Below are 25728 nucleotides of genomic sequence, written 5' to 3'. Positions count from 1 at the left end.
TTCTATATTGATTTCGAAATTCCTTTTGAAGTTATTATAACTAAAAATATTAAAAAAACGGGAACACTGACCCCCTTAGTGCAGGTTGTGTTCCCTATCCCTATAATTAGATATTTTGATTAGTGGTTCTTTTTCAATGTCTCACTTTAATTGGTCTGTTCTATAATCCTAGACCCTATTTTTATTAAGTAAAAGAAGCTTACCCATGTTTTTATTTTTCCTAAATTCTCAATTCCACATGATGGTCGAGTCCATCATCTCGTAATTCCACAAATGGTCCTGCAGCTTTTTCCTGTTCGAGAATCGGAATTTGCACGCCGTCAACAGTCAACTCGCTTCCACTGCCACCAGACCCATTCTTAACGTTAATGTGGTAAGGAGTCTTCCCAAACCGGTACGTAGCAGAGAATCCCGGCCACTCACTTGGAATACGCGGATCAATATAAAGACGAGTTTCTCGGCGTCGAATCCCTAGGATCCACTCGATACCGGCCTGATAAAACCACCCTGATGCACCCGTATACCATGTCCATCCTGAATGACCCTGATTCGGTTCTGCCGTATACACATCAGCGGCAATTGCGTAGGGTTCACCTGTATATCTTCTTACTTCTTGGTCAGTACGAGTATGCGTCATCGGATTAAGCATTGTAAACATCTCCATTGCCTTATCACCATTACCAAGCTGACACCAAGCGATGATGCCCCAAATAACTCCATGTGTATATTGGGCACCATTCTCCCTGATTCCTGGTGGATAACCTTGGATATATCCAGGGCTTGGTTCAGTCTGATCGAAAGCTGGAGTCAATAGCCGAACAATAGCAAGGTCCTGCTCGACAAGTTCCCTGTCGAACGAGTTCATGGCCTGAACCGCACGATCCATTGGTGCCGCACCTGAGATCACGGACCATGATTGCGCAATGGCGTCAATCCGGCACTCCTCATTTTGAATGGAGCCGAGCCATTGTCCTGCATCGGTAAATGCACGTCTGTACCATTGACCATCCCAGCCCTCATTGTTGAGAGAGTCTGTTAACTGTTGCCGCATTGTCTGGAATGACTCCACCCGTTCAGAATCCCCACGTAATTCGCAAATCTCGGCAAATCGGTTCAGCACGTCACAAATAAACCAACCGAGCCATACGCTTTCGCCTCGTCCTTTCACACCAACCTGATTCATGCCATCATTCCAATCTCCTACACCGATTAATGGCAAACCATGCTCACCAATCCGGCTCAATGCCCGATCGATCGCTCGCAGGCAATGCTCATATACAGATCCCGTTTCAGAAGAACGTACGGTCGGTTCATAGCGTTCGTGTTCACCCTCAGCAAGCTGTTCACTCACTAGGAACGGTGCGACTTCGTCCAAAACCGTTCGATCACCAGTATGCTCGATGTAACGTGAAACCACATACGGCATCCATAATAAATCATCCGAAAACGTCGTCCGGATCCCACGCTCCGTTTCTTCATGCCACCAGTGCTGCACATCCCCCTCTAAATATTGGTGGGAGGCGTGGAGCACGATTTGTGCTCTTGTTTTTTCTGGCATCGTATGCAGGAGTGCTAGCGAATCCTGCAATTGATCGCGAAAGCCAAATGCTCCTCCCGCTTGATAAAAGGCCGTTCTGGCCCATATTCGACAGGCAAGAGACTGATATAATAACCACCCGTTCAACATAAAATCAGTTTCCTTTGACGGGGTTGACACTTGAATTTGGCCTAAATGATGGTCCCAAAAAGAAGTAATCTCCTCCATCGCTTGATCACAAGCCGAAGGTTGGCTGTATTTCTCAGTTAACTGTAAGACGCTCTCTTTAGAATCATCGCATCCTAATAAAATGTAGATTACCTGTTCTTTCCCCGGGTCTAACGTAAGCTTAGCCTGAATCGCACCACAAGATTCGTAATGCGTGCCTGTCCGACATGACAATCCCACACGATCCATTCCCGCTGGATGTTCCATAGTTCCATTTCGTCCTATAAATTCGTTACGGTCCGCGGTCCACGTAAGATCGTTTAAATGGTCTGGGCCCTTATCAGCACCCATCTGTGGATACATCCCCAAAAATGCGGTGGCATCACGGAAGGTTTCTTGATATGTGTTTTTGGCGATCATGACCCGCGCAGACTCATCCCATTCCGTCACAATAAATGGTGCATTCATCTGTCGCTGAACCCCTAATACCCATTCGGCATAATAGGTAATAGAAATCTGCCTTTGCTCCGTAGTCTTGTTTTGCAGCTTCAACTTGATGATTTTCACCGGATCCTCTAATGGTACATATACCGTCATTTCGTGTTTAATGCCGTTTCTTTCGTGATCAAACTTTGTAAATCCTTTGCCATGTGTTATTTTATATGGCTCGTTTGAATGATCTGCGGATGGTGCAACTGACCAGAACTGACCACTTTCCTCATCTCTTAAATAGGCTGTTTCCGTGGGCGGATCAAGGACGGGATCATTAGACCATGGCGTTAGCTTGCATTCACGGCTGTTCTGCCACCAGGTATAACCCGTTCCCATCTCGGAAATGAGACAGCCAAAACGAGGATTGGACAGGACATTAATCCACGGCGCCGGTAAGTGGTTTCCATTTTTAATCATGAGCCGGTACTCTTTTCCATCGGGGGAAAAACCACCCCACCCGTTGAAAAATAACCAATCTTTCGTTTCCGCTTGAATGGCTTGACCTGAAGAAACGAACTTATTTCTTGCAGAAGATACTGGATTCAGTTGGTCCGGCAACCCATTCTTCGTTTCAGACCTAAGCGGTTCATTTTCTGTTTCAACCTTAGGCAATCGCATTTGCGTTTCTATACTAGCACCGCCTGCACGGAACTCGACACGAGCTACAGCCATTAACAATGCTTTGTCCTCCGCAGCCAATTGATTAGAGGCAATCACATATACTCCAGATAAACCTGCACCAAAACGGTCCACTCCATGTTCTGCCGCCTGCTGAAGTGCTTCTTGCAAGAATTGTTGATAACCTTCCTCCGATTCGTTAAGGAGTACAAGGTCGAATAAGAGACCAAGTCTCCTAATGTATTCATGGCCTGTTAACATTTTTACAACGAACGGCATTTGGCTTCGGTCTTCAATTCGGACGAGGACGATCGGTCGATCACCAGATACCCCAAAACTCCATAGTCCAGACTGACCTTTTCTATTAATTGAAATATTTTCACTACGTCCCTCTTTAAGCGGAGGAGTATATAAAATATGACCTGCCAGCCTTTGAAAATCAGTTGCCTCTCGATTCGTTAGATGCAGATTACGAATTTCAATCTGTCCTCGGTTCCATGATAATTGAAACGCCCGTTCCACAGCTTGATTAGGAGCAAACTTACGGATAATTTCGATGGCATCTTCCTTTGTCTCACTAACCGAAGTGACGGCCACTAATCGAATTTCCTTGCCAGGTTCAATGCAAATCCGCCGTCTCATCACAAAGGCTGGATCGGCCACTGAACCAACCTTACCACGAAGGCGAGACCGGATTCCTTGGGGATTGGATAGCCGATAGCCTCGGCCAATAAAGCTTGCGCGGTCTGTTTCAAATTCTACCGTTCCAAGGGTATCACCCTCCACCATGAGTGAATGTGCCGACCAGAGTGTCTGGTCCTTTGCTTCACGAGGTCTTCGGCCAGCAATAAGGCAGCCTGATCCAGCATCGAAAGCCGTCCGGATAAAAAGCTTGCTAAAAGCAGTATGTGCAGCATCTGCGATCGGATTGGACAAAGCAAGCTCAACAAAAGTAGTAACCTCCAAAACTTTTGCTTCGTCACCTTTATTGGTTAATGTTATTCTACGCAGCTCCGCATTCCATTCCGATGAAACGCAAATTTCCATATTTGTCTTAACCTCTCCATCCTCCCGCATATACGTAGCACGATCTAATTCAAATTTTACGAGTTGTTCCGGAGAATTCACTCGGCATGGCTGGTACGACGGCGACCATACTTTATCTTGGGAGATATCCCTTATATAAACATAGCTCCCCCATGGATCCATTACCGGATCCTCACGCCATCTAGAGAGCAATAAACCTTTGTACTGGCTAAAACCACTGCCGGTATTCGTTACCACTGTTGTGAACGAACCATTTGAGAGAACACTGACCTCAGGAACCTTTGTGTCAGGTGAAATATACTCTCTTACAGTTGGAACATCCTGAGCGGTTTTGGAATAAGGCTTGTGCACACGTCCCAAGGCTGGATGCTTAATATACTTCGGCGTTTTAGGAATCCGCTCTTGTAAAAGTAATTCTGCTGAACGGATTTGTTTGTTCCGATGGAATCTCTCTACCATTGTTTTTGGCAGCAATAGGTTCGCTAAGGTTAAGAAACTCATCCCTTGATGATGGGCCATAAAACTTTGAATCACCTGATGCTGCTTCCCATTAGGGAGCCTTTCTTGCGTAAAATCCATTGCTTCATAAAAGCCATATTTACCTCGACCATTTAACTTCTCTATTTTTTTCAAAGCATCCAAAGCCTGATCCTTTGCAAATGGCAGAGCCATGATCGTTGCATACGGTGCAGTAACTAAATCTTGTTCAAGTCCTCGTTTAAAACCGAGACCCGGGACACCGAAGGCCCGATATTGGTAATTCATTTGGTAATCAAACGCATAATAGCCTGACTCAGAGATCCCGAATGGCACTCCTCTCTGGTGTGCGTATTGAATTTGGCGATCCACAACTGCAGCATACGTCTTTTCCCACAAGGTATTTCGATAGGTCCTCATTAACAGCCATGGCATTAAAAATTCAAACATGGTTCCAGACCAGGACAAGAGGACGGGCCGTTTCCCCACTTTTGTCATCGTTCTTCCAAGTACATGCCAATGGGATACAGACACTTGACCAAGCGCAATCGCGACAAAGCTAGCAATTCTTGCCTCAGACGCCATTAAATCATATAGCACTTCATCCTGTGTATTTCGATCAGCATGGTATCCTAAGGAAAAAAGATTAGCTCTATGATCAAATAGTGGCTGGAAATTGGTTTCTTCAATCAATTTTTCAATCCGTTTAAGCAACACATGACCCCTATCGCGCCATATACTATTTGCCTTCTTACCACTTCGTTGTCTCGAGACATCTGGTGCGATTTCTTCGGAAAAAGCCGTTTTCAGTCTTTCATCGTTATGAAAGTGGTAAATCGGTGTTTCCTTTTTATCAAAAGAGTCTAGCCACTCAGCTAAGCCTTCCTTTACCGTAATCAGACAGCCCACTAAATTTCCAGAGTCAACTGTTGATATATACTTCGGTGACAACGGGTTCAGTGTTTCCGTGTCATACCAATTGTATAAATGCCCTTCCCACTTTTCCATCCGCTCAAGTGTCTCCAATGTCCGCTCCAACCGTAAAATTAATCCAGGGGTATCAATAAACGCAAAATCCCTCGCCGCTAATGCGCAGGTAAGATACATCCCTATATTGGTAGGAGAGGTTCGATGCGCTACCCCGTTCGGCGGTTCCATTTGCACATTGTCAGGCGGCAGCCAGTTCTCTTTTTCGGTAACAAAATCTTCATAAAAAGACCATATTTGCTGAGCCAGGTTCGTTAATTCTTCGAGCTCCTCTTCCGAAAATGCCAAACGTTCCTCTGGAGATGGCTGATCGAGCCACCTTATGACAAGTGGAGCACATATCCACATCACCGTTAATGTAAGCCCAATGATCTGCACCACTGTATTTTCATGAAATAAGGTTGCCGCCAAGAACAAAAGACAAAGAACATAACCTCCTAACATGGATTGGAGCAAAGGAGTCCCCTTCCGTTCACTATTCCGATTCACTTCATCCGTTGAGACCCACTCGAGCATCCGTTTTTTTGAAAACCATAAACGATACAACGATCTCACAATAGCATCAAGCAAAAGGACTATTTGAAACGGCAAGGTAACAATCCCTAACAAGACTTGAGCCGCCGTGTTTAAAATACTACGCAGATTCATGAAACTTGTCTGAAAGGTAACAAGTTGGCGAAGAACAGGCAAGAACCATGTCGCAGCCACCAATGCGATCCAGCGTAAAGGTGATCCCGGAAGGATCGTGACTGCTAATAGTGTGGTAATAAATAGTGACGTAGACATTAGACTCCGCCGTAAATTATCAATGATCTGCCACTTTGTCAGGACAGACATATCGACTGGCAGCAGTTCACCTCTTCGGTTCTTCACTCTTGGCAGCAACCATAGTAATAGCTGCCAATCTCCTCTTACCCAGCGATGCAGCCGCTTTTGAAAGACGATAAACTTCGCTGGATAATGATCAATTAATTCAATATCGGAAAGCAGGCCTGCACGCAGGAAACTCCCTTCAAGTAAATCATGACTCAACACCCGGTTATCCGGAATCCGTTCACATAGCACTTGATAAAACGCATCTACATTAAATATTCCTTTTCCAGTGAAAATCCCCTGACCCATTGCATCTTGATACGGATCAGAAACGGCAAACGCATATGGATCAAACCCTGGATCCGCTGAAAATAGACGGGCAAAGCGCGATTTCAATGACGCCTCATGACTCATACTGAGTCTTGGTTGAAGCACCCCGTAGCCCTCGATTACTCTTGTCTTTGTATCATTTAGGATCGGTTGATTATAGGGTAGATGCAGTGTACCAATCATTCGCTGGGCGCTTTCCAGTGGAAGCTGCGTATCAGAATCGAGCGTAATGATATAACGCACATCCTGAAGCGTAGTCAACTCGGCTTTTATTAAAGCAAAGCTTGTATCCTTTCTCCCTTTTAGAAGCTCTACAAATTCGACTAGCTTTCCACGCTTTCTCTCCCATCCCATCCAAACACCTTCTGACGGGTTCCATTGCCTCTTTCGCTGAAAGAGATGAAAGTTTGTGCTGGAATAGGTCGTTCGCAATCGTTCAATTTCTTTTTTAGCCGCTGTTAAAATGACTTCATCCTGTTCTAGTGACTCTGTCTCCGCATCATGGAAGTCGCCAAGTAACGCAAAGTGGAGATTGGAATCCCGATTCGCTAAATAATGCAATTCAAGCCGGTCTGTCAACTCCTTTACTTCTGTGATCGATGACCAGATGACAGGAATCACGACAATCGTTTTCGCATCAGCGGAAATTCCTTTTGAAAAATCAAATCTCAATAATGGGACTGGACTTTTGACTCGTTCAATAAACCAATGAGCTGAAGTAACCGCCCATTCTGTCACTGGGAACAAAAGAGTTCCTAGAATAGCAAGCCATTGAAGCGGTGTAAAAAATTCATCCCAACCTATCCATATTGAAAAGGCAATCAAGAACACTGCGAAGTATACTGCTAACATATTAAAATAGGTCCCTGTGGCTCGGCGCATTAAACCTGTTTCTGGGAGAGCTCGTGGTTTACCACACATTTTTAACGCTTGTCTCAATAGCATCATGCCATTGGGATCTAATAAGTAATAGGCAACAAATAATTGACGATTTTTATCCTTGCTATATTTTTCGTTAAGTTCCTTTCCATATGTATCTGCTCGTTCCTCGCTATTTTCCTGTTCTTGCGATTCCTCACTTGATAGTTTCTCTCCATATTTATCTGCGAGCTCCACTGCTTGTGTTGCCACAAGATTTTCCGGCAGATTTAAACGTCTCGAAAGGCTCTCGATCCTCTTTCGAAGAGTATCACGACTAGAGAAATCAAGTTGCGCATAAAGGCCAGTCCTCTCTTTCCTTAGTGATTGCTCCACCATGCTAATTTGCTCAAAGGTTTCCTTCCAATCCCATCGAGAAAGCTTACGCAAGCTAGTGATTAGGTTACCTGTTGTTACTTGGAAGGCTGCTTGGAGCTGATATTCATATGACAATATGTGATCCAGGCTCTCTGGTCCATTCTCCAATTTGCAAATAAGCCATTCACCGACTGTTGCCGTATAATCCGCTCGCTCGCGCAGATGTTTTACCAAATGGACAATCATCGGACCAGAAAGAGGCATTTCTTGTCCAGCTTCCTCTAATACTTGCTTCAGTTTTTCAGGGGTGATCTCTGTGGTCTTGATATCGGTAAGTAACTTTTCAACCAACACACAAACATCGCGTCTTTCCTTAACTGTATCCATGATTTCGGCCAACCGGCGAATCAAAGCCACCCTCATAATAAGCGGCACAGCCCAAACTTCACCCATTGTCAGTACAGAAACTTCTTGATAAGACTGTAGATAGGAAATATATGAATCCATATCTAAAAGCCCGTCGTTAAATTGAAGATAGTTTGTACAAATCGAATAAACTCTAGAATCCCCCGTTTTTTTGAGGTGGGGTAAAGAGTGAACAAAATTTTTCGTCAACTCTTGGTTTACTACAAGCACCTGCTCTTCCAAAAATTCCGCGTTATCTAGTAACCATTCTTCGGCTGGCTGTGAACAGGATGAACGATTATCTCTTAAGTCGTTAACAAAGTTACGCAATTTCTCAAAGTCGGACTCATTTGACCGTATAAAGCGTGTTGATTTCTTTCGACTTATGTAAGGATCGTGGGTTAATGCTGTTTTATGCGCTTCTTCTCTTAACTGCTCTTTATTAAAAATCAAATTATTCCCCCCAAAAAGGCATTTTTCACCAAGTACTATACTGATAAAAATTGCCCATTCCGGCTGGAAAATATGCAAAAAAGTTCCATGGGGAATGTCAAGAGAAGGCATTTGAACTGTGCAACATGATCAATAAAGGCTTTTACCAAGCCGTTCGTTGAGCATAACTGGCACAAACTGTTCGGAAATTCCGAAAGCTTCTACGAACTTCGCTTTATCGTAACCTCCCATCGGAACAGTGTCGTAACCTTTTGATCGGGCGACAAGCATGAGTTGCATCGAGATAAGGCCTCCATCCGTATTTACGATTTGGTGAGCCACTCTTCAGGCGGCAAGAGCCAGCTAAAGGAATTGAAACAAGTGAAGTGAAGTTCTTTGCTGAAAACGAACTACCTCCTCTGTCAACAGCTAGGAATACAAAAACACAAATTGAACTGGCTTTTAAATACTTAAAAAATCCCTATGAAGCAGTTTATTTTGATTAAGTTTAATTTATAAGGCCCATATTAAAGTTTTTACCTGGACAACTTTTTGTGACCCCTTTTAATTCAGGATGTCCCAGAATGTGACCCACTCCAACCACGTTGATCCTGATGAAAACTATGAATCTTATTAATATCCCAACCTATTTCTTCTGTATGGTGTACAATGATGTACATGACATCTTTTAAAGCAATAAGCGGTTGGTTAAATGATAAATTAATATCTTTAATCCATCCCGATTCTACTTTCATGTAGACTTCTCCTCATCATATAAGCTTAATCATGATCCCCGTCTTATCATCTGAGCGAAGATTATTCCTTTTCTCATATTGTTCTAATTCCATAGAATATATTTGTAAACCGTTTGTATGTATTTTTGTAAATGTTTCTTCAATTGAATAATTTGGATGAAAAAAGCCATCTGTTATCATTAATAATGTTTTGATTTCACTGCTATTCAATTGCAAAAAGGATATCTCAATTCGAGGTATCCCTTCTTAATTTATTAAAGTAAACTTTCCTTATGAGTTATGTTTAGGGTTAGTTTGTTCCTTAAGTCCCTTTTCAGGGAAATCTCCTTCATCCACACGGTCATTTTCCAAATTTTTTCTAACACTTATCTTGTACTTTCCTTCTTGGTATGTATCAACTCTCCATGATTTATCACTCATACAAATATTCCTTTCATAATGGATTTTCCTGGGTGGTATCAGCAAGACTATAAAGTAATCTCACTTTTTGAAGCTTGACGCCCCAGAATCTATAATAGTTAAATTCACTTTGTATTCGATTGGAACTTCACTAAATGTTTGGTCCCAATCTTTTTTGACTTTTTCCCATACTTTAGGATGTTCAATTCTCAATCGATTTCCAAAGCCGGCAAAGTCGACTTGGTACTCCTTTTGCATTTTTTCTCCTACATTATTTACCAATTGATTCACTTCTTCTTCAGCCGCTTTTTCAGCCCTTTTCAAAAATTTTTTTCCGGAATTTTCCTCAGAAACCACCCAATTTTCAGAAATACGCCCTTCTGACTCGATTTTTACATCAAAAGAGATGTTGTTCCCATTAATATGAGGAGTGATTTTGCTTTTCATAGACTTTACCTCGTAAATGATTGGCTGATTTGTCTCTTTATCAAAGTTTTTCACCAAACCGCCTTTTCCCTGTCCAGTCATCCACGTTAAGCCATCCAGTTCCTCTTCATTCAAAAAACCAATCAGCTTTTTTGTCTTTCCTGTTATCACGGCAGCTCCTGAAAATTTAACTTCTCCGTTCGTCGAAATTACATTTTGCAAAAGAAAACTAGATCCTGATTGCATCTTTCCCTCTAATTTAGCGAGTGACATAGTGGGCAAAATCCTTGTTGTTCGATCTTCATTATCTGAAATTCCAATCAAACGCAACGCTGGAATTTCTCCTGATTCCTTTGATTCCAGCGTCTCGCTTGCTTGCCCCTTGCTAATGAACACAAGACAGCTTGGTCTAATCTCATTATCACGAAGAAATTGATCAAGTAAATGTTCCAATCTATACTTACGTGCAAGATCCTCACTAATAACGATCACTTTAAGGTGTGGACTGTACATGTGGCGAGTACTTCTCAATGAAAATTCGCGAGTCATTTGATGGATGGAATCTCCGGTTTCAGAAATACTCACGTAAGGGTTTTGTTGCGATTCCCCTCCCTTACTCTCCGAACCTTTTCCTTGTGGTTTAACGAATTGATAAGTTAAGGTTATTTTTCCTGTTTGGTTATATCCCCCTCCTTTTTCCTTTAACTCATTCTCAATTGTTGACTCTTTTCCTTCATCTAATGCTAAACCTACACTTAAACCTAGATCTTCAATTTCATTACTGCTCCAGCATCCCGTAAGAAACAGGAGTAATAGAACAGAGAGCATACCTTTGAGGGACAGTACATTGTTATGATTTTGCTTCATACTTTCCCACCTTCCATCTTGAAACAATGAGAAGTAGCAACGGTAGTAAACCAAATAAGTAAAACGCGACATTGCCAAGCATATCACCGAGTTTAAATTGGTCATTGATATTTTTCGGCACCATAGAGATAATGTAAATAACAGGAAGTAATCCATACATAAATGGATGAATGTTCTTTTTTAAGAGTTGAGCCAGCCCCAAAGCAGCAGAATAGTAGGTGATGGTAAATGTAGCAAATATTTGCATGATCCATATCACGAGCAACATAGACTCAAACCTTTCAAAGAACAGGCCTTGGATTTCAAAACTTCTTATAAGATCAAGGGAAGGCCAAGTTCTTGTGACCACACCATCGACGGAAAACGCTCCAATTACCATAATGACGGTTATTAAATAAAAGACTAAGGGTATAGCTATTCCGACTACAACAGCTTTTACTGCTTTATGCGGATGCTTCATAAATGCCGGAAGGAAAAACATGATTTCAAAACCTGTAAACGAGAGAGCCGTTGTCTTTACCCCTTTTAACACTGGTATGACCCCCAATCCTAATACTGGACGGAGGTTATCCAGCTCAAATATTCCGAAACTCAAAAAGGCAACTAGCAAAAAAAGGATGACCGTAATAGGGAATATAATTTCAAACAGACGGGCAATCGGATTGATTCCTCCAATGATCAAAAAGAGACCTACCCAAATAAATGACATGGTGGTTGCCCAATTAGGGGTGCCTTCCAGTAAATAAAAGCCTGTTACTTCCACCATTGAACGAACTTGAAACCCAGAAGTTATTAATAAATAACAAACAATAATGAGACTGAGCAGCCCACCTACCCATTTCCCTACGATTTCTCGACTATATTGATAAAAGGTTTTTTCGGGAAACTGTTGGCTCAATTTCACAATGATCACCCCTGCCATCATCGCGATTAGACCACCTAAAATAACGGTAATCCAAACATCCGGTGTTTTTACCTTATCCACAGATGTCCTGGGCAGAGTGAGGATCCCTGTTCCGAGGATAAAATTGATGACAACAACAGCTGCTTGCGGAGTGGTTATTCGGTCTTTCGGACTGAGAATCATCTAGGGTTCACTTCCTTTCTAAGTAGGCTATCTTTTACGAACTTGATTTTTTGTCTGCATCATCTTCGGACGACGTTTCATCATCTGAAGTGGCATGCGAACCATAAAATCTTTCCAGTCACTTAATCGATAAGGCACAGCAGGACTTACATAAGGTACGCCAAAACTCTTCAGTTTCACCAAATGACTGCAAAGAAAGAGGAAAAACAGAATGACTCCGAACAATCCAAACAATGCAGCACAAAACATGGCTGCAAAGCGAAGAATACGCGATGGGATCCCTGCATTATAACTCGGAATGGCAAAGGAAGAAATGGCGGTTATTGATACTACAATAACCATAATATTACTAACAATCCCTGCTTGTACGGCTGCTTCACCGATGATTAGTCCGCCAACAATCCCCATCGCTGGGCCAATGGCTTTAGGTAAACGCAGCCCAGCCTCCCGTAAAATTTCGATAGCTACTTCCATAAGGAGTGCTTCTATTAATGCGGGAAAGGGCACACCTTCCCTAGTTTCTATGATTGAAATAGCTAACTCGGTTGGGATCAATCCCTGATGAAACGAGATAAAAGAAATATACAATGAAGGTGCAAACAACGCAATAATGGCTGCTCCAAAACGCAATAGACGGAAGAAAGTGCCGGGAATCCATCGTTCATAATAATCTTCCGGCGATTGCAATAGCATACTGAATGTAACTGGAGCGATCAAAGCGAAAGGCGTTCCATCTAACAAGATCGCAACTCGTCCTTCCATCAATCCGCTGATTACACGATCGGGACGCTCTGTACTTTGTACTTGAGGAAAGGGACTGAGGTAATTATCTTCGATGAGCTGCTCTACATAGCCTGATTCCGGTACATGATCAATATCGATTTTCTGAATTCTTTTCTTTACCTCTTCAACTAATTCCGGGTCAGCAATCTCTTTCATATAGGCGATGACCAAATCTTTTTTTGCATTTTTTCCTACTTGGAATTTTATTAATGATAAGTCCACGTTTTCACCATGGCTCCTCAAAAGGGCGGTATTATCGGTTAAACTTTCAGTGAAACCAACTCGTGGACCTCTGACCAATGCTTCTGATGCCGGCTCTTCAATATTCCGTTTGTTTGCTTTGGTTGTACCAAGTATGAACACATCTGATAATCCATCAATCAATAGGGCTGTTGAACCTGTCAATACTTTTGGTATCAACTCTTTTATATGATGGGCTTCTTTTACATCACTAATGGAAAGAATTTGATTTTTTATAAACTCTTTTGAAATGGTTCCTTTCACATAAGATGGTTCCTGTTTAAATTCGTCGAAAAAATCAACCATCAATGATTTCATAATATGTTTGTCGATGAGATCTTTATCGGAAAGTCCTTCTACAACAATGATGGCCGCCCGAATACCTGTGCGCCCGATATTAAACTCTCGAATGTGCATATCCGAATTATGATTGATTTCTTGCCTAATAAGGTCCAAATCCAAGGTGAAATCGCCCGTAAAATAACCTGTTAAATTTTCATAAGGCTTATATTCTTCCTTATTTTCACTTTCAATTCCATGTTTTTTTGTTTTTCTGATCTTTGATCTCCACATTCTCATCACTCTTCCTTTGAAGTACTGATCCAACTAAAAAATCTCGAGATAGAACATGGGATGAAAAACGCAATAAATACTTGCATAAAAACAATCGAGTCTAGAAGATAGGAAACAATATTTTTCCACATATTTATCAACTAATGTCCCCTGCCTACAGCTAGCACAAGGACCATCTTCTGTAAAATGTTGTTATCTTATTTATAATAAATTCATCATTTTTCTGTTAGCATTATTATTACCTTATATAAGAAAATTAATCGGAATCTACCTGAAACAGATACCCTTCCTTTATATTAAAATAGCAGCTCTTGTGCTTTTTTTTTTAATAGGGTTCGTTTCGTATACCCCTGATTATTATACGAAACCTAGAATAAAAGTTTAATTCACAAGTAATTGATGAGAATTTAAAAAAGAGCCAACCGATAACTAAAACACATTTCTATGTATCACAGATCTTTATGAATCACTTGGTTTTCTGTTCATTATTTCTAAATAAAGAAAGCTGCCAATGTTTGATCGGCAGCTTCAAGTTGTTATGTGGTAAAACCCTTTTGTGTTTTGATGTAAGACATCTGAAACTTCCTCAGCGGAAAGCTTTTTGAACAGAGCAATTTTCCTTATGGATTCCTCCATCATATTCGGATGGGTCACTTTCCCCGCAAATGGACCTTCAAATGGCCAAGGACCATCGGTTTCAACCATCATATATTCGAGAGGATAGACGCTGACAAGCTGCTGGATTTCTTGTTCATACACCACATCCGGGGTAATAGAAATATGATAGCCGTTTCGTATCATTCGGTCTATTGTTTTCTGATCCCCTTTAAACCAATGAAAATGCGCTTTGGAAACAGAATATGTTTCGAGAAGGTCACAAACGAGAGGTGCATCATCGTAAACAGCATGAAGAACAATCGGTTTGTCCCATATTTTCGCCTTCCTGATAAACACTTCCAATACTTCAAGATAAGGAGCAATTGAAATGCCCTGCTCTTGCCTTAAGTAGTATGGCAGACCCACCTCTCCTACCGCAATCATTTCATCACGGTGGTCGTCCATCCAATTGAGCAGAACCTTCAGCTCGTTTTCAGAAGGCAATGTTTGTTCTGGATGGTAGCCAAATGCAGGTTTTACCTTTTGATATTTTTGTGAAAGCAAGAGGTTTCTTTTACTGGAATCCAAATGAAACGATACAGAAATCAAGGCCTCGATTTGGGCAGAATCCAATACCATCCGTTTGATTTCCTCATCCTGATAGTGATCCAAATGGATATGAGCGTCGATCATCTTCATTTGACTTCACCTACTAATTGGTAATATATATCCCTTTTGCATTGAATAAAGCTTTCATCCAGCAGAATCCCTTCGTGCCGCGGCCTATCAAAAGGAATCTCTATGTTTGAAACGACCGTTGCTTGCTTACCAGACAGCATCATTACTCGATCGGATAGATACAGTGCTTCCTCAATATTGTGAGTAATAAAAAGAATCGTCCGTCGATGCGATTCCCACATGTCCATTAACCATTTCTGCATTTCAAACCGGGTTAGCTCATCTAAAGCGGAAAAAGGTTCATCAAGACAGATCACCTCTTGCGGGCTCAATAAGGCACGGATAAAAGCAGCTCGCTGCTTCATTCCTCCAGACAGCATGTGAGGATAGGCGTTTTCATAATCTGAGAGTCCGGCAATCGCCAGCATTTCTCGTGCTGCTTTTACGTCTTTTTTACCATGAAGCTCTTGGCCAAGAAGGACATTTTCAAGAATTGTCCTCCACGGGAAAAGAGAAGAAGTCTGAGGCATATAGCTAATAAAACCACGCTTGCCATTAATGCACTGGCCGTCTAATAGGATCTCCCCTTCATCTGGCGAAAGAATTCCTCCAATTAAATTGAAAATGGTGCTTTTTCCACTGCCTGAAGGACCAATAATAGAAACAAATTCATCTTTATTAATGGAAAAATCAAGGTCTTTCAGTACTTCATTTTGCCGGAAACGTTTCGAAACGTGTTGAAAACGAAGATAGCTCATTTTTTCTTATCCCCTTTCGGCTGCCAGCGAACCACTCTTTGTTCTATAAAAACGATGAAAAAGAAAAAAAAGAGGCTTAAGAACATGATCGTAAAAATGGCAACGAATACCCGATCCGTTCGAAAAGACGACGAGGCGAATGTCATAAAGACACCAATCCCTTGCTTGGCACCAAGCCATTCAGAAATAACGGCACCCATTACACTATACGTGGCAGAAACCTTAAAGCCTGAAAAAATCGAGGGCAGTGATGACGGCAGCTCCAATTTCCAAAAAAGCTGTGTTTTGGTTGCACCTGCCATTTTCATATAATGCTTCAACTCGGAAGGGGTTTGGCTAAATCCATCCAAAGCAGCGACTGTAATCGGAAAGAAACAAACAAGCGTGATGACAATCATTTTGGGCAATAATCCAAACCCAAACCAAATGACCAACAGTGGAGCCAGAACGATAATGGGAACATTTTGCGATAAAATCAACAATGGATAGAAAGAATCCCTTAAAACAGGCACCAGATGGAATAAAATAGCGACCGCCAGTCCAATGAATGCTCCAACGACAAATCCAAATAGTGAAATTTTAACCGTTGAAAACACATCAGGATAAAAATCACGCCAACCGGCAATGGCCTCAATGAAAATCTTTGATGGCGGCGGAAGAAGCCATTCCGGCACTTCTGCTATTTTAACAACAATCTCCCAAATGACAAACAAAAGGAGGAGAACCAAAATCGGTCTCCACCCTTTTCCAAGATTCTTCTTCATCATCGATATTTCTCCGTTAAGTCATCCATGGCAATGCCAGATGGCTGATAAAGGATTTTCACTTGAGAAATGACATTTTTGCTTCCCATTTCAATCATTCGTTCATTCATTTTTGAAATCACCGTAAATAATTCGTGGAGTTCGCCTTCCATGGTTGTTTCTAACGGGTGTACCTCATATTTCACACCAGATTCAGCAATGACTTTAATCGCTTCATCGACGTATGGAATGACGTCTTCTCCATCCTTTGTTTTCGGGATGATTTGAATGCTGATTAATGAATTCGCCATATTTTTCTACCCCCTACTGTTTTGGTAAAAATTCATTTGTAAATGCTTTTTTCGCATCTAATTTCTTATCTAGAAGTTTATTCTCATACATCCATTGGGCATAATTTTCCCAAATCTCTTGCTTTTGAATTCCCCATTCCTTTGCATCATCCTGATATTTCGGAGACAACCATTCTTGACTCTTCTTTACCAGCTTTGGATCTAAATCCGGTGCTGCTTTAATCAGGATATCTGCAGCTTGATCAGGGTTTTTAATGGCAAATTCATACCCCTTGGCAGCGGCATTTACGAATGCCTTAACCGTTTCTGGGTTCTCTTCAATCATCTTTTCGTTTGTTTCTAAAACAGGTGTATAGTAGTCCAGTTTGTCAGAGTAATCTGTTAAGTAAACCATATTAATTTTTTCATTACGAAGCTCTGCTTCTACACCAGTCCACCCATAGTAAATCCAAGCGAAATCGATGTCTCGTTTCACAGCCGTAAAAAAGTCGGTATCCCCCATGTTCACGATTTTCACCTTATTGGCATCAGCGTTTTCCTTTTTCATTAGAGAAGTGATGACAGATTTTTCGACTGGCGATCCCCATCCACCATATGTTTTTCCTTCAAAATCCTTCGGAGATTGAATCTGTTTGCCAGCTGGTGAAGCGAATCCTGATGTATTGTGCTGAATCACTGCAGCGATCGATACGAGCGGTACCCCTTGTATCCGTGCCTGGGTAATCGCTTCTTGGTAACCTACACCAAACTGCGCCTTGCCAGAAGCGACTAGTTGGTCAGCACCAGTCTCACCCGGCATGATAATATCCACATCCAAGCCTTCTTTTTTAAAGAATCCTTTTTCTTTTGCTACATATAATCCAGTATGATTGGTATTTGGCGTCCAATCCAGTACAACCGAGACCTTTTTAAGCGGCTGTTTTTTTTCTTTTGTGTTTTCTGTTTCTTTTTTGCTGCTGCATCCAGTCACTAGAAGGACTGAAAGGAGTAGTACTAGCCATTTCTTCATGTTGTATCCCTCCATATGTAAAATAAAATCTAAAGTGAAACAAATGAAATAGAGCGAAACCTTAGTGTTGGTTAGAAGGCAAAAACTTGCTTAAACAAAATAAAGCACTCAGGCAAAGAACCTGAGTGCATATCAGCAAACAATTAATTGTTTAAGAATATGTTCCCTCCGCCGGTATCAACCAGATCAGGTTCCAAGGGTCATAAGTCTCACGGACTAAATCTCAACCGGCAACACCGGTTCCCCCACATTTCATCGTATTTCAGTTATTATTTTATTATTATATCAGTCAAGGCAGTCAATGCCAATTTATTTTATGTATTTATGCTTGTTAACAAATACTTTTTATCATGAAACATCAAGTTTAGAAGGGTTACTTATAAATTTGCTTGATTTAAATCGGCAATTAATTGCAGGTTTTGAACCACATCTTGAATCTTTTGTATATCTTGTTCCGATAGGTCTGTGTGAAGCTGACATAGAGTTACAACGTTGTTCATCTCAGTTTTAATCATGTCATTGCCCCAATCTTATTCTTCTAATATATAAAAATATTTTATATATCATTTAGATAAGTGTCAATCTTCTGTTTTTTTTAGTCTATCGCTTAAATAATTAACGCATTAAGAATTAAATAGTGTTCCATTTAGTGCTTCAATGTACCTTTTCGCTGACCTATTAACGACCAAATCGGCTTCATCTTTAATAATGCGATGAAATGCGTCGTATAATCGATGAAATGTAAATTTTTTTACCCTATCGGCGATTCTCTCAACTGTTACACTGGGCAGGGGAATGAAGTTAGGATAACTATACATAAAACTCACCCATTTACAATCAGCTGCCACGCGTATAATATCTCCACTCAATAAAATTCCATTTTGACTGCTTCCATTTTTCCACTCTAAAACAGTACCGCCTTTACAATGTCCTCCGATTCTATGAAGGATAAGGCCTTCCTGCAATTCTTTCGATTCTCCAGACCAAAAAATAATTTTCTCGCTGGGTCTTGTCACCCATTCTTTATCATCTTCGTGAATATAAATTGGTGCATCGAATGCTTCAGCCCATTCTACTTGACTAGAGTAATAATGGGGATGTGATAAAGCAATAGCATCAATTCCGCCTAATTTGTTAATATGTGAAATGGTTGATGGATCAATATATGTAATACAATCCCACAATAAGTTGTAATGTCTATCTTTTACAAGGTAAGATGACTGTCCAATTCCAAAACTTGGATTCGTCTTTATGCTATGTAATCCTTCTTCTTGGAGCTCAATGATATTACTATATGTACCGACCTTTATCAGCTTTTCTAATGTGGTCCACACCTGTCCTTTGGAACTAACAAATTGTCTTTCTTCCTCGCAAATCAAACATTGTTTTGGTGCTTCGATTGAACTTGAATACTGAACTCCACAAGTTTCACATATATATTTTTTCAAAAACACCTCTCCTTTACTTTTTCATTACTCACTTTTTAATAACGTCCTCCTCTTAACAAACAAATTACCTATTGATGCTACTTGATTTTTATATGTATACTCTATTCATACCAAGTTATCACAATTTTTAGTCGTAAACTATTATTCTTTCATAGCTATCATATTGAAAAAGTCTTAGATTCGAGTTCACGAAAGCAATCGATATTTCCCGTAATAGATGTGATACCACCTTATCGCGATTTGGGATATTATGATCTAGTAAAATACCCGCGACCGTTCCACTATGGGCCACAATGGTTCCTCCCTGATAGGTATCAGCTATTTTTTCTAAATGATGAAAAACAGGCTTAGGCAATATTTTTTGATTCACTCGTGCACTTATCGTAGCTGCCTTGCAAATATCAGCAAAATTTCTTTCCTTACAACCTTTTTTCACCAGATGATAGGCTTCTAAGAATTGCTTTTGATCCTCTCCGCTATAGGCTTTTCGAACTTGATTAAATTGGATTGTATCGATGGTTCCTCCGAGGTCTATCCCTACGAGGATATACGGAGGTAAGTCCTCGAAGCTTTCCAAGAGCTTACCGTTAAAATAATCATAGGCCACAATCCCTTCATACATCACCCCATCTGTTGGCTCAACCTGTGTGGAAATGGTTGAAATCATTTCATTGGTCAGTGGAAGAGAATAACTGTCAGAAATGGCTCTTAATGCGGCTGTGATATCAGCGGAGCTGCTGGCCAGCCCCTTGCCAGCTGGGATATTGGAGTGTATTTCAAGATGCCCTCCTTCCTTTATGTGAAATCGTTTGAGTAACAATTCCCCTGCTCTCATGGCTTTTGTCTTTGAATCTTCTACTCTTATTTTGGAAATGGACGGGTCTGGGGTAAAACTAGCCTCGCTTCTTAAACTTGGGATTGGCAGAGTGATTAAAAAAGGGCGGTCACCGATGACCCCTTGTACAAGTTCTCCAAACGTCCCATTACAGCTTCCTTTACCAAGTTTCATTTTTAATCTCCTCTCCATCCCCGGTTCGCTATGGCCCGTAACAATGGCAAAATGTCATGATGAGCCTCCTTTACGCTACTCTATTAAAATACCTGCCGATGTAAACGTGGCCATTTCCTTCAGCATTAATGTGGCTGCCTGTAAGATTGGGAAGGCAATCGCTGCCCCGCTTCCTTCCCCTAAACGCAAATCCAGATCAACAAGCGGCTTCTTTCTTAATAACTGAAGGGCTATTTTGTGTCCCGGTTCCACGGACTGATGTCCAGCAATCATATAATCACTTGCAGTCTCGCACATTTCCTTTGCCAGTAGTGCTGAAACGGTGCAGATAAACCCGTCGACCAAAATCGGAATCCTGTTTGCCGCTGCCGCTAGCATTGCACCCGTCATTCCCGCAATTTCCAAGCCGCCTATTTTGATTAAAATATCGATCGGATCGTTCCGGTCAGGATTTCTTTCCATTAGTGCTCTGGAAATAACATCTTGCTTATGGCTGATTTTTTCAGGTGCAATCCCTGTTCCCCGTCCAACAAGCGTACGGATGTCCTGACCGCTTAAAACGGCTAGTATGGCACTGCTTGGTGTCGTATTGCCGATTCCCATTTCACCAAGAATTAAACATTTGCATCCATGCTTAATCATATGTTCAGCCCGTTCATAGCCAACGGTGATCGCTTTTTCCACTTCTTCTCTTGTCATCGCATTGTGCTTGCAAAAATTTCTTGTTCCGTAACGAATCTTCCGTTGCACGACACCGTCCGCCTCGATATCAGCGGCGACACCAATATCGACTACCTCAAACATCGCTCCAATTTGTCTGCTAAAGACATTAATCGCAGCACCGCTGTTTAAAAAGTTCATTACCATTTGCGCGGTCACTTCCTGCGGGTAAGCAGATACCCCTTCTTCGGACACTCCATGATCCGCGGCAAACACAATTACACCAGGAGGCGACACGACAGGAAAGGCTTCGGAAGTCATTTCCGCCAGTTGTATCGCCAATTCTTCCAATCTGCCTAAACTGCCTGGAGGTTTGGTTAAAATATCGATATACTCACGGACCTTTTGACCCATTTCTGCATCCAGAGGTGGAATCGTCGTTTTTAGATCATTCATTGTGTAATCCCCTTTTTTTGAATTCATTCATTTTTTGTTCAATCAAATCAAGTTTTACGTGTGCCCTTACATGATCCGCTAACAAATCAAACGCTTCTTCACGCAATTGATTAAAAGATACCCGCTGATTAATAGGTGCCAATCCCTTTGTTTGGCGAATCTGATTCAATAGCTCCTTACGAAATTCATCATTATGAAAAATCCCATGAAAGTATGTGCCAATGATCCTTTCATCTGACGTTTTACAGCCATCTGATCGGCCTTGTGTTTCAATGAGCCCATTGGATTCTCTGGTCTTCTTTGTTTCTCCCATATGAATCTCATAACCTGACACGTTGAAATGTTTGCCGTAAAGACTTAAGAGCCCGTTTGATAATACGGTTGTCTTGTCTTTTGTAATCGTCGTCCGAATGGGCAGTAAGTCAAGACCTTCGATTTCTTGGTGGAGTGACTCGATTGCCAACGGGTCCTCGATTTTTTCGCCAAGCATTTGATAGCCGCCGCAGACTCCAAATAGCACGGTTTGGTTCTTTTTCTGTAATTCCACGATTTTCTCGGATATTCCACTTTTTCTTAAAAAGAGCAAATCCTCGATGGTATTCTTAGTTCCTGGAAGAATCACTAAATCTGGATTGTGTAATTGATCCGCTCTTGTAATAAACCGGACATGGCAATCAGGTTCGGCAAAAAAAGGATCCACATCAGTGAAGTTGGAAATTTTCGGATACTGAACCACTGCAATATCAAGTTCTTTTTCGGTATTTTGGACAGATGTATATTGATTTAAAATAACTGAATCCTCGGCATCGATATTTAAATTTTGCAAATATGGAATCACACCGAGAACTGGTTTACCTGTATATTCCTCAAACCACATTAATCCAGGTTCCAGGAGCCGAATATCGCCGCGGAATTTATTAATGATGACGCCAATGACACGGGCACGGTCTTCAGGCTCCATTAGCAGAAGGGTTCCTACTAAACTGGCAAAGACTCCGCCTTTCTCGATATCCCCAATCAAAATCACAGGGGCGTCAGCCATACTTGCAACCCGCATATTGACCATTTCCCTGTCATTCAGATTAATCTCGGCAGGACTGCCCGCCCCTTCAATGACAATACGTTCATACTTTTCTGACAGAACAACAAGCGATTCTTTAATAAGCTCAATACCCGTTTGAAAGAATTCCTTGCGATACGCACTGGCTTCCATATTTTTATACGGTTTTCCATGGACCACAATTTGGGATTGGTTATCCCGATTCGGTTTGATCAGAATCGGATTCATATCAGTTGTCGCCTGAATCCCTGCTGCTTCGGCCTGGACCCCCTGTGCTCTTCCTATCTCTTTTCCGTCAACTGTGATATAAGAGTTTAAGGCCATATTTTGCGATTTAAAAGGAACCGTTTTATATCCATCCTGGGCGAATATACGGCAAAAGGCCGTCACGACGACACTTTTGCCGACATCAGAATTGGTACCTTGAAACATCAGTTTAAGAGCTTTCGCCATTTTCTTTGAACTCCTAACATTTCTTGATTTAATTTCCGACCAGCCCAGGGCACGAGCCAAAATCAAAATGAGTATACAATACCAGTTGCCTACCCTCTAATTATGGTGATGATGATGTTCATACCCATGTTCTTCCGCATATTTACGGAAATTTTCTAAATCTAGCATTCCAGTCGAAGTGCCGTTTAAGGCCTGATTCATACGTTCTAACAGTACCGTTCTTAACTTTGGATGATAGCCAAAATACTGAGCGATATCAATTGATATATGCGGATAAGACTCTTTAAACTGTTCGGCCAAATTATTCATTCTTTTCATTAAAATTCCCGTAAATAAAAAATACGGCAGCATGATGATTTTTTTTGCGCCTAATTTAATGCACCTTTCCATCCCATCCTCCACAGTTGGCGTCGTTACCCCCATAAAGGCACTTTCAACAATAGGTACATTTAATTTCTCCCACAATAATCTGCTGATTTTATAAAAATCACCATTAGCATATGGATCGCTGCCGCCTCGTCCAATTAATAGAATAGCCGTATCCTCATGCTTTTGATCTACATCAAAACCTGCTTCAGTCAGTCTTGTTTTTAAAATTTCAAAGACTTCCTCATGAATACCAATCGTTTGGCCATAGGTAAATCGAACATCCGGGAAATGCTCTTTAGCATGTTCTATTTCTGCAGGAATGTGCAGTTTTGAATGTCCTGCATGTAATAAAATGATGGGAATTACATGGATTTCATCTGCACCTTTTTCAACACACAACTGAATCCCATCTTCAATATTTGGTGATGCAAATTCTAAAAAACATGTTTCAACTAAAAGGGCTGGATCAATGTATTCTGTCATTTGCCCGACAAATTCGCGAACCTCTGTATTCCCTGCCTCCAGCCTGCTGCCATGTCCAACAAATAATACAGCTTTTTTCACCGGTCCATTACCTTTTCTGTATTTTTCAATTCCTTTTATGCGGTCTTCGCTCCGTTTTCGCACACCGTGCTCCATTGAATAAATAATCGCATCTTGTTCAACTGCTTCATGAACAAGATCACGAGCGGTTTCTTCATGTTGAACCGAATACCATGTCCCTTTTGGGTAATCAATTACGACGCATTTATCTTTACAGCGGCCGTTACAGCGTGTACGCGATGTATGAATATGTTCATCCAAACGGTTTTTACGGATCTCATCACGAATTTGCTGCGTGACCTCTTCAGCTCCTGCTCCCATACAGGTTGCCCCATTGCAAATGAGTAAGTGACGCTGCATTTGCGTTAAATTCCATGTTGTCATAAAGTGACCTCCCCCTCTTCTATCCCTTGTACACCCTATGTCTCTTTGTTATAGCAACAGCGCCCCCGATATTTTAGTAATGCAAAACGGAACTTAGTCATGTAAAACCCGAGGCTCCCAACTAATGATCGCTGCATAGAATGGGTGTCGGTACACATATTGGCCATCATCTATTACAATGAAGCGTTCGAGTGATGCTTTGACATGTGTCATATCAAACCGGGGTGATAGGATTTTTTTGCTTTGTGCTTCATATAATTGCTGCAATGTATCATAACGATACTCACGCTCCAGCTTGAGCATTTCACAATTTGCATAAATTCCTAACTGATACAGCATATTGACGATGGTAATATAATCACGGCGGGGATATTTAATGTCATAGCCAAACTGCTCATCTAAAATAACGTAATGCGGCTGAATAGGTCCTGTTGTTACGCCAATGATGGCGCGCTTTTTGGCAAGCCTGTTCATTTTTTTCAGCGCCGCATTCATTTCATACATACGATAAAAGCAGTTCACCCCAAGCACAACATCATGCTGCTCAATTTGCGTTTCTTCCCATTTACTATGAACGAACTGAACATTTGCATCGTTTTCAAAGTATTGTTGTAAATAAGCAAGCACACTTTCAGAACCATCCACTAACGTTAAACTTTTGACATCCTGACAGAGTTGGAAGGTATAGTTGCCCCATCCCGGCCCCATTTCAATACAAGATGAATTTTGCGGGATATGCGGTTTCATTTTTTCGTAGATTTTTTTTGCATAGTCATCTGTTTGCTTGTATGTTTTTTTCTTCATGGACTGAGCCCAAAATGCTTCTTCCAGCTCATCATCGATCATTCGTTCTGGCATCTTGCCATGCCAGTCTAACATGCCTTCTTTCCACAGCTTTTCAAAATCAAATTGTAAAGGGGATTCTTTTATCATTGAATTTTCTCCTCAATCTCGACAACAAAACTGGAAAACCCTTTTCTGGTGAATTGGGTGCCAGTTTGTGATTTACCCATGGCGTCCTGAGTGCTTAAAACTCAAGCCCCTTCATCGCTTTAACATCCTGTTCCGCATAATAATGTTTTGTGGCATCAATTGTTGACACTAAATCAGCTAAAGCGAGTAGCGATGGATGTGCAGAACGGCCTGTGATGACAAGGTGCATCGTTTTAGGACGGTTTTGTATGGCCGTTAACACCTCTTGTACTGGCAATACATCATCGATTGGAAAACGAGTGATGGCTAGCGCATTATTCAGCTCATCCAGTACTAAAACATCTGTTGTTTCATCCTTTAGCTCTTCTTTTACAGTCTGCCAAGCTTTCGCAAGTGCATCACGATGCTCCTCCGGTGTTTTAGTCCATGTAAAACCGATTCCTAATTGCACTGTTTCAACACCAAGTTTTCGCAGAGCAATTTGTTCACCATATGTACGTTCAGGTGATTTAATAAATTGAAAGTATTTCACCTTCATGCCGCGGCCAATTGCACGTAATGCCACACCAAGTGAAGCAGTTGTTTTTCCTTTGCCTTCTCCTGTATAAACTAACAGCATCCCTTGTCGAGCCATGTACAAACCTC

At 41.4% G+C, this 25728-nt stretch carries 19 protein-coding genes, 1 pseudogene and 1 riboswitch; all 20 genes and pseudogenes read right to left on the bottom strand.

Going from position 1 to position 25728, the window contains the following annotated elements:
* Window positions 1-220: 220 nt before the first annotated feature.
* The 20 genes and pseudogenes from COJ96_RS13740 to COJ96_RS13635 all read right to left on the bottom strand — a co-directional run bounded on the left by COJ96_RS13740 (window position 221) and on the right by COJ96_RS13635 (window position 25717).
* Entirely contained in the window at window positions 221-8563 is an 8343-nt protein-coding gene (locus tag COJ96_RS13740; protein WP_098574158.1) for a glycoside hydrolase family 94 protein, read from the bottom strand.
* Between the two features lie 159 nt (window positions 8564-8722).
* Window positions 8723-8875: pseudogene (locus tag COJ96_RS13735) on the bottom strand (nitroreductase family protein); the annotation flags it as partial.
* Window positions 8876-9111: 236 nt separating this feature from the next.
* A complete protein-coding gene (locus COJ96_RS28665; RefSeq protein ID WP_373561696.1) occupies window positions 9112-9297 on the bottom strand; it encodes a hypothetical protein in 186 nt (61 codons plus the stop codon).
* A 270-nt stretch (window positions 9298-9567) separates the two neighbouring features.
* Window positions 9568-9717 (bottom strand): hypothetical protein, encoded by a 150-nt coding sequence (locus COJ96_RS28660; protein ID WP_180230116.1) that lies wholly within the window; start codon window positions 9715-9717, stop codon window positions 9568-9570.
* Between the two features lie 60 nt (window positions 9718-9777).
* Window positions 9778-10989, bottom strand: a complete 1212-nt coding sequence (locus COJ96_RS13715; RefSeq protein WP_098574152.1) for a Ger(x)C family spore germination protein — start codon at window positions 10987-10989, stop codon at window positions 9778-9780.
* Window positions 10973-12076, bottom strand: coding sequence for a spore germination protein (locus tag COJ96_RS13710; RefSeq protein ID WP_098574150.1), 1104 nt, complete (start codon window positions 12074-12076; stop codon window positions 10973-10975). The genes COJ96_RS13715 and COJ96_RS13710 overlap by 17 nt, the downstream gene beginning before the upstream one ends.
* Window positions 12077-12103: 27 nt before the next feature.
* Window positions 12104-13678: a spore germination protein gene (locus COJ96_RS13705; RefSeq protein ID WP_098574148.1), complete on the bottom strand. Its 1575-nt coding sequence runs from the start codon at window positions 13676-13678 to the stop codon at window positions 12104-12106.
* 522 nt (window positions 13679-14200) lie between these two features.
* The gene (locus COJ96_RS13695; RefSeq protein WP_098574146.1) at window positions 14201-14968 is read right to left on the bottom strand and encodes a TatD family hydrolase; all 768 of its coding nucleotides are present in this window, start codon (window positions 14966-14968) and stop codon (window positions 14201-14203) included.
* Window positions 14965-15705, bottom strand: coding sequence for an ABC transporter ATP-binding protein (locus COJ96_RS13690; protein WP_098574144.1), 741 nt, complete (start codon window positions 15703-15705; stop codon window positions 14965-14967). The genes COJ96_RS13695 and COJ96_RS13690 overlap by 4 nt, the downstream gene beginning before the upstream one ends.
* A complete protein-coding gene (locus tag COJ96_RS13685) occupies window positions 15702-16469 on the bottom strand; it encodes an ABC transporter permease (protein ID WP_098574203.1) in 768 nt (255 codons plus the stop codon). The genes COJ96_RS13690 and COJ96_RS13685 overlap by 4 nt, the downstream gene beginning before the upstream one ends.
* Window positions 16469-16759 carry a thiamine-binding protein gene (locus tag COJ96_RS13680; protein ID WP_098574141.1) on the bottom strand — a complete coding sequence of 97 codons (291 nt, stop codon included), beginning with the start codon at window positions 16757-16759 and terminating at the stop codon, window positions 16469-16471. The genes COJ96_RS13685 and COJ96_RS13680 overlap by 1 nt, the downstream gene beginning before the upstream one ends.
* A gap of 13 nt (window positions 16760-16772) precedes the next feature.
* Window positions 16773-17768, bottom strand: coding sequence for an ABC transporter substrate-binding protein (locus tag COJ96_RS13675; protein WP_098574139.1), 996 nt, complete (start codon window positions 17766-17768; stop codon window positions 16773-16775).
* Window positions 17769-17914: 146 nt separating this feature from the next.
* Window positions 17915-18025: riboswitch (TPP riboswitch) on the bottom strand.
* Window positions 18026-18145: 120 nt separating this feature from the next.
* Window positions 18146-18268, bottom strand: a complete 123-nt coding sequence (locus tag COJ96_RS13670; protein WP_098574200.1) for a histidine kinase N-terminal domain-containing protein — start codon at window positions 18266-18268, stop codon at window positions 18146-18148.
* Between the two features lie 123 nt (window positions 18269-18391).
* Complete coding sequence (locus COJ96_RS13665; RefSeq protein WP_098574137.1) at window positions 18392-19216, bottom strand: MBL fold metallo-hydrolase; 825 nt, start codon at window positions 19214-19216, stop codon at window positions 18392-18394.
* 127 nt (window positions 19217-19343) lie between these two features.
* Window positions 19344-20225 (bottom strand): GHMP family kinase ATP-binding protein, encoded by an 882-nt coding sequence (locus tag COJ96_RS13660; RefSeq protein ID WP_180230115.1) that lies wholly within the window; start codon window positions 20223-20225, stop codon window positions 19344-19346.
* A 75-nt stretch (window positions 20226-20300) separates the two neighbouring features.
* Window positions 20301-21341, bottom strand: a complete 1041-nt coding sequence (gene cobT / locus COJ96_RS13655; protein WP_098574133.1) for a nicotinate-nucleotide--dimethylbenzimidazole phosphoribosyltransferase — start codon at window positions 21339-21341, stop codon at window positions 20301-20303.
* Window positions 21334-22854: a cobyric acid synthase gene (locus tag COJ96_RS13650; RefSeq protein ID WP_098574131.1), complete on the bottom strand. Its 1521-nt coding sequence runs from the start codon at window positions 22852-22854 to the stop codon at window positions 21334-21336. The genes cobT and COJ96_RS13650 overlap by 8 nt, the downstream gene beginning before the upstream one ends.
* A 96-nt stretch (window positions 22855-22950) precedes the next feature.
* Complete coding sequence (locus COJ96_RS13645) at window positions 22951-24150, bottom strand: CbiX/SirB N-terminal domain-containing protein (RefSeq protein WP_098574129.1); 1200 nt, start codon at window positions 24148-24150, stop codon at window positions 22951-22953.
* Window positions 24151-24243: 93 nt separating this feature from the next.
* On the bottom strand, window positions 24244-25083 hold the full coding sequence (locus COJ96_RS13640) for a methyltransferase domain-containing protein (protein ID WP_098574127.1): 840 nt from the start codon (window positions 25081-25083) through the stop codon (window positions 24244-24246).
* A 94-nt stretch (window positions 25084-25177) separates the two neighbouring features.
* Window positions 25178-25717 (bottom strand): cob(I)yrinic acid a,c-diamide adenosyltransferase, encoded by a 540-nt coding sequence (locus tag COJ96_RS13635; RefSeq protein ID WP_098574125.1) that lies wholly within the window; start codon window positions 25715-25717, stop codon window positions 25178-25180.
* Between the last annotated feature and the right edge of the window lie 11 nt (window positions 25718-25728).

The sequence above is a fragment of the Bacillus sp. AFS073361 genome, from assembly GCF_002567005.1.
GTDB lineage: Bacteria > Bacillota > Bacilli > Bacillales > Cytobacillaceae > Neobacillus.
The sequence above is the reverse complement of the archived record's forward strand: the minus strand, read 5'-3'. Positions and strand labels throughout refer to the sequence as shown.